The sequence below is a fragment of the Candidatus Viridilinea mediisalina genome (genome assembly GCF_002532535.1).
In the GTDB taxonomy this organism is placed as follows: Bacteria; Chloroflexota; Chloroflexia; order Chloroflexales; family Chloroflexaceae; genus Viridilinea; species Viridilinea mediisalina.
In genome coordinates this window covers 1-17,633 of sequence record NZ_NQWI01000108.1, presented here as the reverse complement: position 1 = coordinate 17,633, position 17,633 = coordinate 1, and the positions used below count along the sequence as shown (strand labels likewise).

At 56.9% G+C, this 17,633-nt stretch carries 11 protein-coding genes and 1 pseudogene; 3 read left to right on the top strand and 9 right to left on the bottom strand.

Features of this window, described 5'->3' with window-relative positions; genetic code table 11:
- Both CJ255_RS17330 and CJ255_RS25120 read right to left on the bottom strand, forming a co-directional pair.
- On the bottom strand, positions 1-845 hold an 845-nt coding region (locus CJ255_RS17330), incomplete at its 3' end, for a zinc chelation protein SecC (RefSeq protein ID WP_500681118.1).
- Between the two features lie 12 nt (positions 846-857).
- Positions 858-950 (bottom strand): annotated as a pseudogene (locus CJ255_RS25120) (SEC-C metal-binding domain-containing protein); the annotation flags it as partial.
- Positions 951-1,411: 461 nt separating this feature from the next.
- Between CJ255_RS25120 and CJ255_RS17320 the strand changes: the two are divergent.
- A complete protein-coding gene (locus CJ255_RS17320; RefSeq protein ID WP_097645356.1) occupies positions 1,412-2,362 on the top strand; it encodes a glycosyltransferase in 951 nt (316 codons plus the stop codon).
- Between the two features lie 250 nt (positions 2,363-2,612).
- On the opposite strand, the gene CJ255_RS17315 is transcribed toward CJ255_RS17320, so the two are convergent.
- The 7 genes from CJ255_RS17315 to CJ255_RS17285 form a co-directional block, all read right to left on the bottom strand.
- A complete protein-coding gene (locus CJ255_RS17315; RefSeq protein WP_097645355.1) occupies positions 2,613-4,097 on the bottom strand; it encodes a phytoene desaturase family protein in 1,485 nt (494 codons plus the stop codon).
- Positions 4,098-4,377: 280 nt separating this feature from the next.
- Positions 4,378-5,847, bottom strand: a complete 1,470-nt coding sequence (locus CJ255_RS17310; protein ID WP_097645354.1) for a TadA family conjugal transfer-associated ATPase — start codon at positions 5,845-5,847, stop codon at positions 4,378-4,380.
- A gap of 118 nt (positions 5,848-5,965) precedes the next feature.
- A complete protein-coding gene (locus tag CJ255_RS17305) occupies positions 5,966-7,354 on the bottom strand; it encodes a DUF8689 domain-containing protein (protein WP_097645353.1) in 1,389 nt (462 codons plus the stop codon).
- Positions 7,355-7,532: 178 nt separating this feature from the next.
- Positions 7,533-8,600 (bottom strand): glucose-1-phosphate thymidylyltransferase, encoded by a 1,068-nt coding sequence (locus CJ255_RS17300; RefSeq protein ID WP_097645352.1) that lies wholly within the window; start codon positions 8,598-8,600, stop codon positions 7,533-7,535.
- A 333-nt stretch (positions 8,601-8,933) separates the two neighbouring features.
- Positions 8,934-10,577, bottom strand: a complete 1,644-nt coding sequence (locus CJ255_RS17295) for a C40 family peptidase (protein ID WP_097645351.1) — start codon at positions 10,575-10,577, stop codon at positions 8,934-8,936.
- A gap of 432 nt (positions 10,578-11,009) precedes the next feature.
- Positions 11,010-11,567: a hypothetical protein gene (locus CJ255_RS17290; protein ID WP_097645350.1), complete on the bottom strand. Its 558-nt coding sequence runs from the start codon at positions 11,565-11,567 to the stop codon at positions 11,010-11,012.
- Between the two features lie 79 nt (positions 11,568-11,646).
- Positions 11,647-14,280: a GAF domain-containing protein gene (locus CJ255_RS17285; protein WP_097645349.1), complete on the bottom strand. Its 2,634-nt coding sequence runs from the start codon at positions 14,278-14,280 to the stop codon at positions 11,647-11,649.
- A 370-nt stretch (positions 14,281-14,650) separates the two neighbouring features.
- On the opposite strand from CJ255_RS17285, the gene CJ255_RS17280 reads away from it, so the two are divergent.
- Both CJ255_RS17280 and CJ255_RS17275 read left to right on the top strand, forming a co-directional pair.
- Positions 14,651-17,149: an N-acetylmuramoyl-L-alanine amidase gene (locus CJ255_RS17280; protein WP_097645348.1), complete on the top strand. Its 2,499-nt coding sequence runs from the start codon at positions 14,651-14,653 to the stop codon at positions 17,147-17,149.
- A gap of 261 nt (positions 17,150-17,410) precedes the next feature.
- On the top strand, positions 17,411-17,632 hold the full coding sequence (locus tag CJ255_RS17275) for a hypothetical protein (protein ID WP_097645347.1): 222 nt from the start codon (positions 17,411-17,413) through the stop codon (positions 17,630-17,632).
- Position 17,633: the final 1 nt, after the last annotated feature.

Sequence of the window (17,633 nt, the reverse complement as noted above, 5' to 3'; positions counted from 1 at the left end):
TCGGCGCTCTGCTCGTTCTGCTCGGCGCTCTGCTCGTTCTGCTCGGCGCTCTGCTCGTTCTGCTCGGCGCTCTGCTCTGCTTGTTGTGGGACAAACGGTCGCCCTAGGAGCCCGGCGACATTCTCGGCGGTGAGCCGCAGGGTAATCATGGCGCTATTAATCGCGTTCTGGAAGACGGTTGGATCGGGCTCCTCAGTAGGCAGCGCCATCACAAAATGGTTCAGTACTTCGCTGCGCTGGTTGATCAGATCGCTCCAGGTGGCTTCAGGATTGGTACGGCGCATGTCGGCTAGATGCACTTCAGCAAACTCAAGCAATTTTTCGGCAGTATCGGCAGTCAGTTGTGCCGCCGCACCAGCCAAGTAGTAGGTAGGGCTATCGGCATCCAAGGGGGTGTCGGCGGGAACGAGGTGGCCCACAATGACTTCGCCCGGCACAAGGCGGCGGGCGGCGTGGCTGTCAGCAAGGCGATAGTTGCTACCCTCAGAGAGTTCGCGCACGATCAAATCTTGCTTTTTGATGATCTCTTCAATCACATAGGCACGCAGACGTACCGCCTGCCACTGATCGAGCAGACGTTGCTCGTAGGTGTCGCCAGCGAAGCCCTCAGTAGCAGCCAAACGAGCCACCAAGGTTTGGCCATCAGGCTGATCTACATCGAAGGCAAACCAAGTCAAGAAGCGTTCAGCACCACGATCCTCCACATCGTCCAATTCAGCCATCTGCTCAATCTGGTACTTCTCTTGCCAAAAGCGGGCAAAGGCCGCTGGCAGTTGCTCGGGCAACTCCTGGGCCGCCTCAATAATTTTGGGTAGCAGGAGATCTTGAGCTTGGCGTAGCAACATTTGATCCTTGCGAACCTCTTCATCCTGTTGTAGATGGCAGTCTTTATACTTTTTGCCACTACCGCAAGGGCAGGGTGTATTACGTCCCGGCGCTGACGCTTTCTGCTTGGGGGCTCTGGCAGGCATAGGTGGCTCCGTGTACTTAGAGGCTGTCTGAAAAGCTAGTGGGCAGGCGTTGGAGTGCCGACTTTAGCCGGCTGAAGCCGGCACTCCAACGCCAGTTCATAGACTTTCCAGACAGCCCCTTAGGAGGGATGAGGGAGGAGATGCTTACTTCAAGTCTGAACAGTTCCTTCTTCAGAGCATTGTAGCATACCGCATCGCCTTGCACTATAATGAGCTTAGGTGAACCGGATGCTACCACGCTCTCTCATGCCACCTGTTCTCCTGCTCTCCTGCTCTCCTGTTCCCCTGTTCCCCTGTTCCCCTGCTCTCCTGTTCCCCTGTTCCCCTGTTCCTCTGTTCTCCTGTTCCCCTGTTCCCCTGTTCCCCTGTTCCCCTGTTCCCCTGTTCCCCTGTTCCCCTGTTCCCCTGTTCCCCTGTTCCCCTGTTCCTCATATTCTCCCATGATCTCCCTCATCTGCACTGTGCGTGACGAAGCCGATACGATTGTGGCCCTGCTCGATTCGATGCTGGGCCAGACGCGCCTACCCGATGAAATTGTCATCAATGATTGCTTAAGCCAAGACAGCACAGCGGCGTTGGTGCGGGCCTATGCACAGCGTGAACCACGGGTGCGTCTGGTGGCTGGGGGGCATAATATTTCTTCGGGGCGCAACCATGCGATCCGGGCGGCACGGGGCGAGCTGATTGCCTGCACAGATGCAGGCTTGCGCCTTGATCCTGATTGGCTGGCAGCGATTATTGCGCCACTTGAGGCGGGACGTGCCGATCTGGTGGGAGGCTTCTTTCGCCCCGCCCCGCAGAGTCTCTTTGAGCTTACCTTGGGCGCTGTCAACTACCGCAATCTCGATGAGATTGACGCGGCTACCTTCTTGCCCTTTGGCAAATCAATGGCCTTTCGCCGGAGCCTCTGGGAGACGGTGGGCGGTTTTCCTGAAACGCTGACCCATTGCGAAGATTTGGTCTTTGCTCTTGCCGCCGAGCGGGCTGGGTTGCGCCGTACCTTTGCGCCGAGTGCGCTTGTCCATTTTCGTCCCCGCGAGTCGTTGGCTGCGTTTGCACGCCAATATTACTTCTACGGGCGTGGCGATGCCATGGCGGGATTGTGGCCGCGGCGTCACCTGTTGCGCTATAGTGTCTATGGGGCACTAGGGGGGCTGTTGGCGGGCGCGTGGCGCTGGCCGCGCCTACGCGGCCCCATTGCTGCCCTCATCTTCAGCGGCGCGGGTGCCTACACCCAAGCGCCCTACCGACGCCTCTGGCCACGTCTGACAGCATATTCCTATGCTGAACGCGCCTATGCCCTAGCGTTGGTTCCCCTCATTCGCTTTGTGGGTGATGTGGCCAAGATGGTTGGCTATGCAGTAGGCAAGCACCGAAAAGCCGATAGCTGAAAAGCCGATAGCTGAAAAGCCGATAGCCGATAGCCGATAGCCGATAGCCGATAGCCGAAAAGCCGAAAAGCCGAAAAGCCGATAGCCGATAGCCGATAGCCGTTTTATACCAATTACCCTTGAACATGCTGCATTATCAAGAACGCTAAAGCCCATTGGAACGCCGTGTTCGGCAATCTGCAATCTGCAATCTACAATCGTAAATGGTATTACCCCTATTTCCTATTTCCTGTATCCTATTTCCTATTTCCTACTCCCTACTCCCTTCCCAAACCCGCTCCGCCACAGCGCGTCCAGAGAGCAGCACGAGGGGGATGCCGCCGCCGGGGTGGGTGCCGCCGCCGACGAAGTAGAGGCCGCGTTGCTCGCGGGCGCGTAGCGGCGGGCGCAGGAATGCGGCAAAGCGGTTGTTGGAAGCAAGCCCGTAGATCGCACCATCGGCGGCATTGTAGCGCTCGGCGATGGTTTGCGGCGTCCAGGTCTCACGGTAGCTGAGATGCTGGCTGAGGTGCGTGAGACCGGCCTGTTCCAAGCGTTGGATGATCATGTCGCCGTAGGCATCTGCTTCGCGCGGCCAGTTGATGCGCCGATGCAGGGCGGGGGTGTTGACGAGGATAAAGAGATTCATGTGGCCCGCCGGGGCATGGCTGGGATCGCTGAGGCTGGTGGCGGCAATGTAGATCGTGGGATCGGCAGCAGGGACGTGGGTGTTGAAAATGGCCGCAAACTCGCTGGGGTAGTCGTGGCTGAAGAAGATGTTGTGGTGGGCGAGTTGGGGGTAGTTGCGGTTGACCCCCAAAAAGAGCATGAAGCCACTACAGGATGGCTCAAGCCGAGCTAAACGTGCGGCGGTATTCTGTGCTTCAGGCAGCAGCGCAGCATAGGCGTAGCGCGGGTCGGCATTGACAATAACTTGGCTGGCGGGCAGTTCTTCGCCGCTGGCGAGGCGCACGCCCTGCACGCTCCCATTGCGCGTGAGGATCTGCCCGACTGGGCTGTTGATCCGCACCTGTACGCCTAACTCCTCGGCGAGGCGCTGCATGGCTTGGGCCAGTTGGTACATCCCGCCTTGCACATACCAACCGCCGGTGGTAAGTTCGATGTAGGCGATCACGTTAAAGGTTGCGGGGCTACGGTAGGGCGAAGATCCGTTGTAGGTAGCGTAGCGGTTGAAGAGTTGGCGCAGGTAGGGGCTACGGAAATAGGCACGCACGGCGCGATCTACGCTGCGAAGGGCGTCAATGCGCGGGCCATCGCGCAAGAGGCGCGGGGTGATCAGTTCGCTGATGCCATCGAAGGGGCGTAGCAGAAAATTATCGGCTACAGCGTTGTAGATGCGGGCGCTGTAGGCGAGGAATTGGAAGAAGCCGGGCAGATCGTCAGGACTGAGGCGTTCAAGCTCCTGCACCAATTGGGGCAAGTGTTGCCATGCATTGAAGGTGGTGCCATCGGGCCATGTGTAGCGACAGGTGGGCTCTACTGGCACAAGCGTGAGGTAGTCGCTCAATTGACGCCCGGCAGAGGCAAAGAGTTCTTCCAGCACCCAAGGCATCGTGAGCAGCGAGGGGCCAGTGTCGAAGGTATAGCCCGCTGCATGCAGCAGATTGAGCTTGCCGCCAACGCGCTCATTCTTTTCCAGCAGGGTCACTTCACGCCCCTGAGCCGCGAGGCGAATGGCGGCGGCCATACCACCGAGGCCCGCGCCGATGATGATGATAGGAGCAGAGGTGTTCATGGCTTTGGGAGGAGGAACAGAAGAACAGGGGAACAGAAGAACAGGGAACAGAAGAACAGAGAACAGAAGAACAGAGAACAGAAGAACAGAAGAACAGAGAACAGGGGAACGGGGGCGCAAAATAGAGAACGGACGACGGCTCATCTATTCCGTCGTCCGAACGAAACATAACGGCGGTGCTTTCGCCCCTCTCCCACAACGTGGGAGAGGGGATGGGGGTGAGGGCCATCACGGGCATTCCCAAGCCCTAGCGGTAGAACCGGATCGCCCCTCGTCACGCTCACCAGCCCTTCTTCTGACCAGGAATTTGGGCACCGAAGATGCTGGGCGGCAGTTTGAAGCCGTGGGCTTCGAGTTTGGCGTTGAACTTGGGACGTACCCCCGTTGGCTTGAGTTCGCAGATGATCTTGCCTTCCGCGCTCTTGCCCTTGATGTCGAGCTTGAAGATGTCTTGTAGCACAACCAGTTCGCCCTCCATGCCCTGCACCTCGGTGATGTAGGTCACTTTGCGCTGGCCGTCGTCGAGGCGGCTCTGCTGGACAATGATGTCAATCGCGGAGGCAATCTGCTCGCGGATAACCTTGAGCGGCAGATCCATACCGGCCATCATAGACATCGTCTCCATACGGGCGAGGGCGTCACGAGGGGTGTTGGCGTGCAGGGTGGTAAGCGAACCATCGTGGCCGGTGTTCATTGCCTGGAGCATGTCGAGGGTTTCGCCGCCACGACACTCCCCGATGACGACGCGCTCAGGGCGCATACGCAACGAGTTGATCACCAGGTCGCGGATCTGGACACGCCCGCTGCCGTCAATCTCGGCGGGCTTCGACTCAAGCCGCACCACATGATCCTGGCCCAACTGGAGCTCGGCGCTATCTTCGATGGTGACGATGCGCTCATCGTCGGGGATGAAATTGGAGAGCACGTTGAGCAGGGTGGTCTTGCCGGAGCCAGTACCACCTGCAACGACGATATTGAGCCGACTGACCACACAGGCGCGCAGGAACTCGGCCATTTCGGGAGTCATCGAGCCAAAGCGCACCAAGTCGTCAATCTTGAGCTTATTCTTCGAGAACTTACGAATGGTGATGGTCGAGCCATCAATGGCACAGGGGGGAATAATCGCATTAACGCGGGAGCCATCGGGCAGACGGGCGTCCACCATTGGCCACTTGCGATCAACGCGACGCCCCAACGGGCGAATGATGCGGTCAATGATCTTGAGGACGTGCTCATCGTTGGCGAAGCGCACTTCAGTGAGGCGCAGCTTGCCCTTCTGCTCCACGTAGATCATATTGGGGCCATTGACCATGACCTCAGAGACGGAGTCATCGTTGAGCAATTGCTGGATGGGCCCAAAGCCCATCAGTTCATCGCAAACCATGGCGAAGAGTTGCTTCACCTGGTCACCGCCAAGGTTAACCCCAGCCTGCTGATAGACGCGGGCGAAGCGCTCTTGGAGCAACTTCTCAGTTTCGGGCGAGCGAGTCAACTCAGTCTGGTTGCCCAGCGAAGCTTGGATGCGGTCTACACACCAGAGCGAGAGTTCCAGCATACGCTTATGGTCAGTAGGCTGGGCGCCATCTTCAACCTTGGGGCTTGCAGCGGGCGCAGCGGCACTCGGCGCAGCAGCAGGAGGTGGAGCAGCAGGCGCAGCAGCGGGCGCAGGGGCAGGTGGTTCAGCTTTGGGGGCTGGCTCACTCTTTGGCGGTGGGGGGGCACCGCCCCCAAGGCGTTTCAACAGAGACATTGGGTATCCTCCGGGTTTTTAATTGGGGGTTCGTGGGGGGCAAACCTATTGCGCTATTTTCTATTTTCTATTTTCTCGTTTCTGTATCCTTCCCTAACGGTAGTATACACACCCCGTATTACCCAAGTTTCACAAAATAGGCTTCACAAGCGCGATCAATCAATTCTTTCGACATAGAGGGCGGAATGCCGCGATACTTCGCCTCATCGAGAATCTGGTCGCAGATGTCGCGGGGATGGCACGAGCGTAGGTCGCGCCCAACCTTCATGTAGTGTTCTTGGAGCAAGTGGCGCAGGCCCTCATCGCTATAGGGAATCTTTTTGCCCTTGCAGACAAGCTGAAAGATGGAGCGATACTCAGTTGGCGAGGGATTGGGCACTTCGATCTTGTGGCGAATACGGCGTAGAAAGGCGTCATCTACCAAATCTTTAGGATTGAGGTTGGTAGAGAAGACAATGAGCACATCGAAGGGTACTTGAAGTTTCTTGCCGGTCTGGAGGGCCAGAAAGTCAAACTTCTTCTCAAGCGGCACAATCCAGCGATTGAGCAGATCCTGGGGGCGACACTTTTGGCGTCCAAAGTCGTCAATCAGGAAGAGGCCACCGTTCGCCTTAAGCTGGAAGGGGGCTTCATAGACTTTAGAGACGGGATCGAAGATCAGTTCAAGCTGTTCAAGGATCAGTTCGCCCCCAACAACAACACGGGGGCGTTTACACACGAGCCAGCGCGCATCAGGGAACGAAGAAGTACGGCCACTCGATCCACCGCCAAATGGTGAAGGGGTATCATCGTGGCCCACCTCGTTTTGTTGAACGATCTGGTGGTTCAGGGGATCGTAGATCTTGATAATCTGGCCATCAATTTCGACGGCATAGGGAATCAGGACATAGCCGCCGAGCATATTGGAGATACCTTCGGCAATGGTGGTCTTGCCATTCCCAGGCGGGCCATAGAGGAAGAGCGAGCGGGCCGAGTTGGCGGCGGGGCCAATCTTATCAAGCATCTTCTCATTGACCACAAGGTGACCGAAGGCTTGGCGGATCGCGGCCTGATCAATCACCATATCACCAATCTCTTGGACTTTACACATCTCAAGGTACTGCTCAAGGGGCACGGGGGCCGGGCCAGCATACTGCGTGCGATCCAGTACCTCGTGAACCTTGAGACGGCCCTTGTTGGTAATAATGTATTGGAACGAACGTTCGCTAAAGCCTCCCTCGGCTCCAATAATGTCTACAAATTCCTCAAGTTTAAGGAATTCAAGCCCCCGATCAATGACCCCAAGGAAGGGCATTTTTATCAACTCTTCGAGGCGTTGGCCGGTGATTGCTCCGGTAAAATAGATAATCTTGAGGATATGATCGGTCATGAACGCCATCGTAAGCCCAGTCTCTTCAATCGAGGTGGGCTGAGGGGGAATATCGGGCATTGCTGCTTTATCAGGTGCAGCAGTAGGTGTAGCAGCGGGTTGCGAAGAGGAAGCAACCTCATTGAGACGGAACGGCATAGAACCTCCTTTGGCGGTTGCAAAGCGCCGCCCCTTAGGGGAAGGATACAGAAACGAGAAAATAAGTTTGCGCCATCAGGATGCGCTGAATGTCACCAAACTTGTAAAGTATCCTGAAACCATCCCCTAGTAGTATAAACCGCTGCTCAGGGAAGTGCAAGGGTAGCGCTACCTGTTCCTACAGCACACCAACGGTTGAATTATCCCCCAACAGCAGACGATATGCCTTGGGTTTGAGCGGGCTGCGCCCAATCTCGACATTGCGCCCCACGAGGCTATCCTCTAAGCGTCCGGGCAAACCACGGATACTGCTGTATTCAAGCACAATACTATGTTCAATCTCGCTATCCTCAATATGGCAATCGTGGTAAATCGAGGTAAACGGCCCCACATAAGCATTGAGAATGCGCGTCTTCTCGCCAATGATTGCCGGGCCGCGAATGGTCGAATTGATAATTTCGGCCCCTGGCTCCACAATCACTTTACCAATCAATTGCGAGTCACGATCCACATAGCCCTGCACCAGCGGCGTTAGCTCTTCAAGAATCAGCCGATTCGCCTCCAACATATCGTCCTTCTTGCCCGTATCGATCCACCAACCATCGTGGATATAGGGAAAGACGCGGTATTTGGCCGCAACGAGCCACTGAATCGCATCGGTAATCTCCAACTCACCGCGTAGTGAAGGCTGAATATTATTGACCGCCTCGAAGATATGGTGGTCAAACATGTAGATACCAACCAGCGCCAGATCGCTACGCGGCTCTCGCGGCTTTTCTACCAGGCGCTCAATTCGACCATCATCGTCTAGTTCTGCGACGCCAAATGATCGTGGATCAGCTACCTGCTTCAGCACAATTTGAGCATTGTAGTCGCTATGACCAAACTGCTGAATGAGCGAACTGATGCCACCTTGGATACAGTTATCGCCCAAGAACATGACAAAGCGATCATCACCCAAAAAGGCTTGGCTAATCTTGACCGCGTGGGCAAGGCCACGGGGCTCATCTTGGGGGATATAGGTAATGCGTACATCCCAGCGTCGCCCGTTACCCACCGCAGCGCGAATCTCATCGCCCGTATCCCCAATCACAATCCCAATGTCGCTAATGCCTGCATCGCGGATCGCCTCAATCACGCGAAAGAGTACCGGCTTATTGGCTACCGGCACCAGTTGTTTTGCACTCGTATAGGTAATTGGACGCAAGCGCGTCCCTTTGCCACCACTGAGAATCAGACCCTTCATGAGTTTCTTTTCCTTACTTTTTGTCTCTGGAATCTGTAGGGCTACGCCCTACACCCCGTTGAACGGAGGGAGGATGCGAGGGAACCTGGTTCCCTCGCACACCCTTCCCTTTGGTGGGAGGCGAAGCCTCGCCGGACGGAGGGAGGATGCGAGGGAACCTGGTTCCCTCGCGCACCCTTCCCTTCGGTGGGAGGCGAAACCTCGCCGCCGAAGGGTTCGTGAGGGAACTTGGTTTCCTCACGAACCCTAAACACCAAATGCTCCCTCGCGCCAAGCTTGGGCGCGAGGGAGCATGTATCGGTTACAAGAATGAGGCAACAGCCATGCTCACGTTTAGCGGTACGGACGAACAGCACCGACGTAGGTATTCTGCCAGTAGCTGCTCCAGATGTTGGAGATCTGCACACCGTAGCGCGGGGTCATCGCGTGAACCATCTGGCCACCGCCGATGTAGATGGAGACGTGGGTAATCCCTCGCCCGCCAGCGGTACCGGCGAAGAACATCAGGTCGCCAGGGGCAAGGTTGCCCATCCCGCCGATCATCGCACCAACCCGCGAGCTATACTGCGAAGCGGCAGTGCGCGGGAGGTGGACACCGAACTGGCGGTAGACATAGCTGGTCAGACCGCTGCAATCGAAGCCACTGGGGCTGGAACCACCCCAGACGTAGCGCGAGCCGACGAACTGAACTGCAAAGCTCGCAACATCACCACTGGCCCGCACGTTGACTGGGGCAGCAACCGCTGCACTAGCGCCACCACCACCGCCACCAGTGCGCGCCACCGGCGTGCGTACAGGGAGAGCCGGGATATTGTTGGTGACAGGCACGCGCCGCGCTGCCATCGGCGAAACACGCAGCAGATCGGAGAAGACCCACGCCCTTGTCCCGCTGCTCAACTGCACATGGTACCAATCGCGGTGACGGGCCAACAGGGTCACGCCGGTACCGGAGTTGACGGAGCCAACCCGATCATAGGCAGAACCGGGGCCACGGCGCAGATTGACCGAGTTCTCAAGTACGGTACCAACCAAGGGCGGATTGGGATCGGGGATGGTGGTAGCTTCGGGGATGCGCTCGACCACGCCGGGAACAATGTTGAGAAACTCATCGGTGACCCAACCATACTGCGTGCCATACTCAACCAAGAACCAGCCATTGTACTGCTGGATGAGGGTAAGTTCCTGGCCGGCGCTCATGCGCGCCATACTGACATAGTTGGTACCGGGGCCATCACGCAGATTAAGGTTCTGCTCGCGCACAACCGCAATCTTGGGCGGCGGCGGCGGCGGGATCATCTCGGTGGGCACCTGATCCAGGGTGTAGAGTACGGCTTCAGGAATATCCACCAACTCAGCGGCAACCCAATAGAGCGTTGCATCACCCTCACGCTGTAGTTGCAGCCACTCACCGTGGCGCGCCAGCACTTCAACTTGTTCCCCGGCATTAACGCGGGTCACCTCATCATAGGCCAAGCCGGGGCCATCACGCATCCGCACCGAATCGGCGGCAATGGTTGCTCCAATAATCGTTGGGGCCAAGACATCACTCAGGGGTGCGAGTGAGATCGGCACGGGCAAGGCAGCGCTCTCGTCCAGCGGCGGATCGCCAACCAGGGGTAGCGCCTCGCGGCCTGTCAGATCAATCGTACCCATACCGACGCCATGATGATCGGTATAGATCGTACTTGCCGCCTCGTGGGCCACCGGCGCTGTTGCCGGGGTACGGGCGGGCAGTTGGCTCAACAAAAGCGCCAAAGGCAATATCAGCGCAATAACCGTGTGGAGCAAAAAGCGAAGCGGCAGATGGGCAAACCAGAGCTTGGGTGACGTTAGAAGATTAACGATGAGCCGACTCACATCAGCGACCGAATGTCGCTGTTGCCGATAGCGATCACGACGGTTGGCAGCAATCTGTTGGAGCTGCTCAACATCACTCTGGGAAGGCGCAGGCATGCGCTTAGTATTAAGCTCGATCATGGAGCAATCCACCTCACTTGAAGCCCCGCGACGCAGGTAGTTCGGGCCTACTAGCCCTTGACACGCTCCTGGTGTCGGATGACCACACTCGTAGTCATTGCGGGGGGTTTGCTGACTATACCATAAGAACGCACAGCCCGCAAGCGTCAGTATGCCATCAGCTTGCTCTCATTGGTTGCAGTGTAATAGAGCAATTGACTCTTGTCAATAGTACCAGCTTTTAGCCCGTTCTAATGCGCCAAAGACCCTCCTTTCCCTTGTTAGATACGCGCTCAAGCGTGGTGCTAGTGTAAAGCCTTTCATGAGCTTAAACGCACAATAGCAGCCTATTTGCAGTATCAGAATCGCTTTCAGGTGGGTATGTCTAAGCTGATAAGCGGCGGGCCTAGCTGATAATGATTGTCAGTTTACCCGAAGAGCGAGTCGTGCTTGTCAAGGGACTAAGGTACTAAGAGATGGTTTCAGAAAGCGGAAGGCCGCTTTACAATGCTGCGAGGATGCGTGAGGCGAATACCCACCAAGCACATAACGCCAATAGTTGAGGCTAGCTTTGACAAGGTCAAGTGGTGCAACCGCTTGGCCGCGTACTGGCACATGGTAGGCCAAAAAGCCATGATCGCGCAGTTGTTTGAGGGTACTCAGTTGGGTGGCTGGGGCGACGATCACGAGGATGCGGGGGGGCGTCGTGCTACTCACGTCAGCTAACAGATCAAGCCGCGCAGTGCAAGGAATGGTGTGCAGGACCTCCTCTGGCAGACCATAGGTGATCAAATCGGTTTGTAGCGTGCTGTCACCTGCTCCTATCAGGACGATCTGCGCAATAAAGCCACGGCGGTAGAGCTCAAGAATATGTTCACGCAAGGCGGCTGGTGGTACTTCAGGTACCGCCACAAGAGCAAGATCGGCATGGCGTAGCTCTTCACGCTGGGTTAGCAGCCATGCTGCGACGATACCCAATAAGAACGCCAGCACAATGATGCTTCCAAGCACGCTACTGAACACCTTGAGTTGTTGTCTAACCTGACGCCAAATTAGGAGGCTTTGCTGTGGGTGTTCTTCGTTCAACTACTCACCTGATCAACTCTGCAATGACCTGTTGCAAGCGTCGTGCTTCAAAAGGTTTGGCAATCACTACGTCGGCACCACGATCTTGGGCTTCTTCTTCACTGAACTGTGCGCCCCAGCCGGTCACGAGGACAATTTTGATCCCTTCGACGAGCGTGCGAGCATGGGCTATCAGATCCCAACCTGACATGCCTGGCATACCTAAATCGGTACAGATAATCGAAAAAGATTCATCAGCAAGACGGCGCAAAGCTTCAGCACCATTTTGTACGCCAACAATGTGATGACCCATGCGCCCAAGTTGCCGCATGAGGACTTGACGTACCGCATCATCGTCGTCTACCACAAGAATACTGTGGCTTACCATTGTGGGGTGTATCTGCGCCCCAACAGTCTCGCGCGGCGGAGCAAGGCGTGCTGGGAGGTAGACCCGAATACTTGTGCCTTGCTGTGGGGCACTTATGACATCGATCTGGCCGTAGTGATGTTGTACCACCCTAAAGACCATGGTCATGCCCATACCAGTCCCCTCTTGCCCCTTAGTGGTAAAGAAGGGGTTAAAGATATGTTCGCGCACCTCAGGACTCATGCCGATGCCATTGTCGCGCACTTCTAGCAAAATAGATGGTTCGCAAAGGGGTGAACTTTTAGCTTCAACCAGAGCGGTACGCAGGGTCAATTCGCCACCATTAGGGAGCGCGTCAATTGCGTTCAGGATCAGGTTCGTGGTCAGATCGCGCAGTGCCGGGCCATCACCCGCAATGAGCGGTAAGTTGGTTATCTCACGTCGGATAGTAATCGTAATCCCGTGGCTTTGAGGATTATCACGCCAGCGCGGGCGCGTGATCGCAATGCTCTCACTAACAATTTCATTCAGGTCAACCCCTCCGTTGGGCAGGGCGTAGTTCGTTTGGGCAAAGTTCTGTAGCCGCCGTACCGTTGCAGCGCCGTCAATGGCAGCCCGTTCAATCACCTGTAGGTCATGGTGCAAGTGGCTAGGCAACGTTTCATTGAGCAGGAGCTGCGTATGGCCCAAGATGCCGGACAGGAGGTTGTTGAAGTCGTGAGCAACACCACTTGCCAACTCACCCAAGGTACGCAAGCGTTCACTCTGGGTCAGCAACTCTTCGCTACGTTGTAACTCGGCTTGACGCGCAATACATTCAAGCACCATTGCCATCTGGCCCGCAAGCGCCTCTACAAGCTGGAGATCATGCTGACGAAACGAGCCAGTTTGGGTGCTTTCAATGATAATGATCCCTAGTATCTGCTGCGTACCCTTGATCGCCACGATCAACTCCGCAGCCGTTTCGGGCAGTTCGGGCAACGCAACATAGAGTGGCTCATGCTGCACATCATTGACCAGCATGGTCTGGCCGGTGCGTGCAACAAATCCCGCAAGGCCCACATACAAACTGAAGTGCTGTTGGAAGAACCACGTATCGGCAGGTGTAATGACCCCATAGCCTGTCTTGACGATGAGTTGCTCGCCTTCAACGAGCCCAATCAATACCTGATAGTAGCCGAACGTGTGGTGGAGCAGGTAGGCCACTTCATTCAGTACGGCCTCGACCTCATGGAATTGGTTGAGTCGCAGGCTGATCTTATGCAGCAGTTGGAGTTGATTGGTACGCGTTTGGGTTTCTTGCAACACATGCTGGTGATTGTTCTCCGCTGCAATATGCAAAGCTTGCTGCTGCTGCTGCTGCTCAACCAGATGATCATGGGTGAGTAAGAGGGCAATCTGCTTGGCAGTAAAATCGATCAGATCAAGCTCTGCATGTTGCCAATAGCGTCTGGGGCGCTGAGCGTGCACCACCAGCCAGCCAAGTGTGCCATCAGGCGTGGTGAAGCGTCGCTGAACTTCATGCTCGCTTGCATCCAATTGCGCACTCTGCTCCTCATCGAACTGGCTCGGTTGCCACGAGGCTCGGATTGGTTGGCTCTGATCTGTTGTCGCCAACACATGGTAGCCCGTCGTTGTGAGGTTATAGACGCTACAGGGAGCCTGTTCTAAGCTGGTACTCAACTCGTTCAGGATGTGCTGCACAAGCTCGGCCACCGGAAATTTGAACCGTGCTGCGCGTAGTACCAAGCTCGTTATCCGCTCGCATGCAGCCATGGAGCGCAGACTGGTGGCTGCCATCGCAGTATCAATGGCAATCGCTGCATAGCTAGCGAAAATCTCAACTAATTGGGTTGTTGCCGGATTGAAGAGGCTCTGCGTTCGCATCTGAGCCAGATTGATGACGCCCACATTGCGCTCGCGCACCCGCAGAGGCAGGGTCAGCAGGGTCGCATCTTGTGGCGTTCCAAGTGGCACAAAACGCGGATCGGTATACGCCTGATTGATATGCACTGGTTGCCCGTAGAGCGCTACCCAGCCAGCAATACCTTCGCCCAAACGAAACTGGTAGTGCTCAACATGCTCATGCGCCACCCCGTTGGACGCAACAATGCGTAACACTTGGCGCTGCGGATCCAGCAACATAATCGAAACAGTATCAGCACCACTCAGTTGCCGTACTGCTGTCAAAATACGTGCAAAAATCTCGTCAAGATCGAGTGATGAACTGACAAGTCGACTCAACTCGAGCATGACGTCAATCGAATTGTTCTGCTGCTCATGCTGGTCCATATGTGTCGCCGCTTACCATCGGAGGGCAGCGTCCGATGATTCTGCCGAGGGAGTGGAAGCCATGTAACCATTCTTCACTTTTATTATACCCGATAGACTCGGCATAGATTTTTTAAGCTTTCATCTCACTATCAGGTATGAGTCATCGTCTGTTCATGCACCTCTGCTAGAAGAAAGGGGGATCCGCGTTTGCTTTAACATGATTTTGTTAGGGATGGTTCGTGGCGGCTTTACAGTTTGCGAGGACGCGAGGACGCGAGGACGCGAAGCCCTCGCCTCACGCAGCCCCAATACTTACAGTTTGTGAGGACGCGAAGCCCTCGCCGCTTCGCCTCACGCATCCTCGAAAGGGAGGTTTATCGTGATCACTATGCTTCGTCGCCTCACGCTTGGTGCGTTGCTGGGCCTGGTGGTGGCCGCGCTGCTGCTGGCACGCCGCTCTGAGGCTCTTCCTAGCTACGATTACATGCCTGAACAGGTGGTTTTGACGACTCCGGCGTATGCTGGGGCGGAGACGCTTGTGTTGGATGAGGTGGAAGATGGCTTCCTCGCGCCGGTCACCGCAGCAGCACGCCCTTTTACCCATATGCTGCTCCGCTGGGAGGCGAACCATCCTGATGATGCATTGCTGCAATTGGAAGTGCGGGCGAGCCTTGATGGTGAGGATTGGAGTGATTGGGGTGAGTTGAGTGAAAATGACGATCTCTGGGTACCCGAAGACGGCCCGGAGGTCTTTTGGAGCCAAGAACTCTATGCGGGTGCGGGGATGCAGTTCTGGCAGGTGCGGGTGCAGGTAGCGCCCAATGAAGCTGGTGAGTGGCCAAGCCTACGACGCATCGAGGTGAATAGTGTGGATGCCCGTTTTGGCCCTGCCGAGCCACTGCAAGAGCGTGATGCCCCAGCCGAGGCCCGTGAGCGCATGGGCCGCCCCCCGGTGGTCTCGCGTACCGCCTGGGGTAGCCCTGATGGTCAGGGGAGCCGCGCTACGCCCGCCTATCGCTCGGTAACCCACCTGGTGGTACACCATACCGCCGAGGGCAACAGCCTGCGCCCTGGTCAAGTCTGGGCCGATCGGGTGCGTGCGATCTGGACGTTTCATACGATTACGCGGGGCTGGGGCGATATTGGTTATAACTATTTGATCGATCCCAATGGCGTGATCTATGAGGGCCGCGCTGGTGGCGATGATGCGGTCGGGTTCCATGATACGGCCAACTTTGGCTCGATGGGCGTAGCCGTGATTGGCACCTATAGTCACGTTGATCCACCGCCTGCCGCAATGAATAGCTTGGTCAATCTGCTGGCATGGAAGGCCGCCCAAAGGAAGATTGACCCCCTAGGCCGCTCCTACTACCACGGTTGTGCCATTAGCAGCCTGTGCCGCAGATTTACGCCAAGTGCGATTCTTCCCAACATTGCGGGCCATCGCGACGTTACCCCTGAGCATACCACATGCCCTGGCGACCGCTTGGCTGATCGTCTGCCCGAAGTGCGCCAGCGTGTCCATGCGATGGTGGCCAACTTGCCGCCCCCCGTCAACCTCGAGTTGAGCGCGGTACGCTACGAGCGCACCAGCCTGCCTGCTGGCGAATTGCTCAAGGTGATCTTTACGATCCACAACACCGGCGGGCTCACCGTGACCGGCCAAGCGCCTGAAGCTGCGCCACTCGGCCTTGTGGCCACCGGCTTAGGCATAGAGGAGAGCCATGTCTATGATGAGGGTGAATGTTTCCTGAGCGCACCGGGCTTTCCCAAAGAGGAGGGACGTTTCCGCGTGATGCTGGGGCCGGTCGAGGATGCCCGTCAGCCCGCATGCCCCGAACCGACGGGGGGCTACCCGTGGCGCTGGGGCATCAGTGGCAGCTTGGCTCCCGGTGAGCAGCGCGAATTGGTGGGCTATGTGCGCCTACGTACCCCCGGCGAAGTGACGCTACGCGCAGGGGTCATTCATGAATATGTGGCCTATACCGCCCAAGACGTAGCGCGAACGCGGATTACGGTCGATCAAGAGCGCCAAGTGCCCCTGCCAGCCGCCTATGATCAGCATTTGCAGCCCCTTGTGCATGTCTACCGTCTGGGGCGGGTGCCAACGAATCTGTTGGCCCGCAGCAACGATCCGACTACCTCGCTGCGCGGCGATTACGTGGGCAGCTTTGCGTGGGACGGCAGCGAGCGGCAGTGGGGTGAGCATGGCCCCTTGCCCGGTTCCGAGAACTTTGTCAGCCTTGAGCAGACGCGGGTGTTTGAGGCACCAATAACGGGTACCTACACGTTTGAAGTGAGTACCAATGGGGCAGCGTGGCTCTGGATCAACGGGGAGACGGTGGTTGCCCATGCCAACCACGGTGTTCACAGCAGTAGCAGCGGCAGCATCGAGCTTACCGCCGGGCCGCATGTGCTTGCCTTCAAGATGTTCACGCTCACCGGCGCACCAATTGCGGGCTACCGCGTACAACCGCCCGACCATGACCACTTCATCAACGTGAGCGAAGGGCTGCTGACGGAAGCAGAGGGGCAATTTGGCAACCACTTCAGGAGCCTTGCTGCGCTCAACCTAGCCGCCGACGATCTTGGGGGCGGTGGGATTGCCGAATTCCTGGTTGCCCTCAACGATGGCCCGTGGCAAAGCTTTCGCAGCCCTTTGGTACAGATTGAGGCTGAAGCGTTGCCGCCCGGCCCCAACCTATTGCGCTACCGCGCAATTGACCAAGCGGGCAATTGGTCGGCTGAACACCACCTGCAGATCGTGATTGAACCAGAGATGGAAGAGGAGCAAGGAGAAGAAGAGGGCGAAGAGGAAGAGGATGAGGAAGCACAGGAAGTGCAAGATGCAGAATATACGACCTATCTCCCTCTGGTGGTACGGTGAACGGATAGTGAGAATAGGGCTTTGGGATGCCCTATTACGATTGCAGATTGCAGATTGTAGATTGTAGATTGCAGATTGCAGATTGCCAAACATGGCGTTCCAATGGGCTTTCGCGTTCTTGATAATGCGGCATGCTCAAGGGTAATTGGGCAATAGCGCAAAAACCACGCTGTTGGGGAAGCAGATGTTGTTGCGTACCCCATTACGTTGTCACTCTGAGTACCTCATGGCCCGCAGGCCAGTGGCACGGAGAGAAACAGCGTGAGTGCGCTGCCCCTCCGCTGGCTGAGCTTGTCGAAGCCAGCGGAGGGTGGCGGCGCAGCGGTGCGGGGCTTCGACAAGCTCAGCCACCGCGGCACGGAGAGAAACAGCGTGAGTGCGCTGCCCCTCCGCTGGCTGAGCTTGTCGAAGCCAGCGGAGGGTGGCGGCGCAGCGGTGCGGGGCTTCGACAAGCTCAGCCACCGCACCACCGCGCCGCCTTAGG

Coding starts and splice junctions, on each gene's coding strand:
- CJ255_RS17320 (WP_097645356.1), top strand. CDS start 1,412: ATGATCTCCCTCATCTGCACTGTGCGTGACGAAGCCGATACGATTGTG.
- CJ255_RS17315 (WP_097645355.1), bottom strand. CDS start 4,097: ATGAACACCTCTGCTCCTATCATCATCATCGGCGCGGGCCTCGGTGGT.
- CJ255_RS17310 (WP_097645354.1), bottom strand. CDS start 5,847: ATGTCTCTGTTGAAACGCCTTGGGGGCGGTGCCCCCCCACCGCCAAAG.
- CJ255_RS17305 (WP_097645353.1), bottom strand. CDS start 7,354: ATGCCGTTCCGTCTCAATGAGGTTGCTTCCTCTTCGCAACCCGCTGCT.
- CJ255_RS17300 (WP_097645352.1), bottom strand. CDS start 8,600: ATGAAGGGTCTGATTCTCAGTGGTGGCAAAGGGACGCGCTTGCGTCCA.
- CJ255_RS17295 (WP_097645351.1), bottom strand. CDS start 10,577: ATGATCGAGCTTAATACTAAGCGCATGCCTGCGCCTTCCCAGAGTGAT.
- CJ255_RS17285 (WP_097645349.1), bottom strand. CDS start 14,280: ATGGACCAGCATGAGCAGCAGAACAATTCGATTGACGTCATGCTCGAG.
- CJ255_RS17280 (WP_097645348.1), top strand. CDS start 14,651: ATGCTTCGTCGCCTCACGCTTGGTGCGTTGCTGGGCCTGGTGGTGGCC.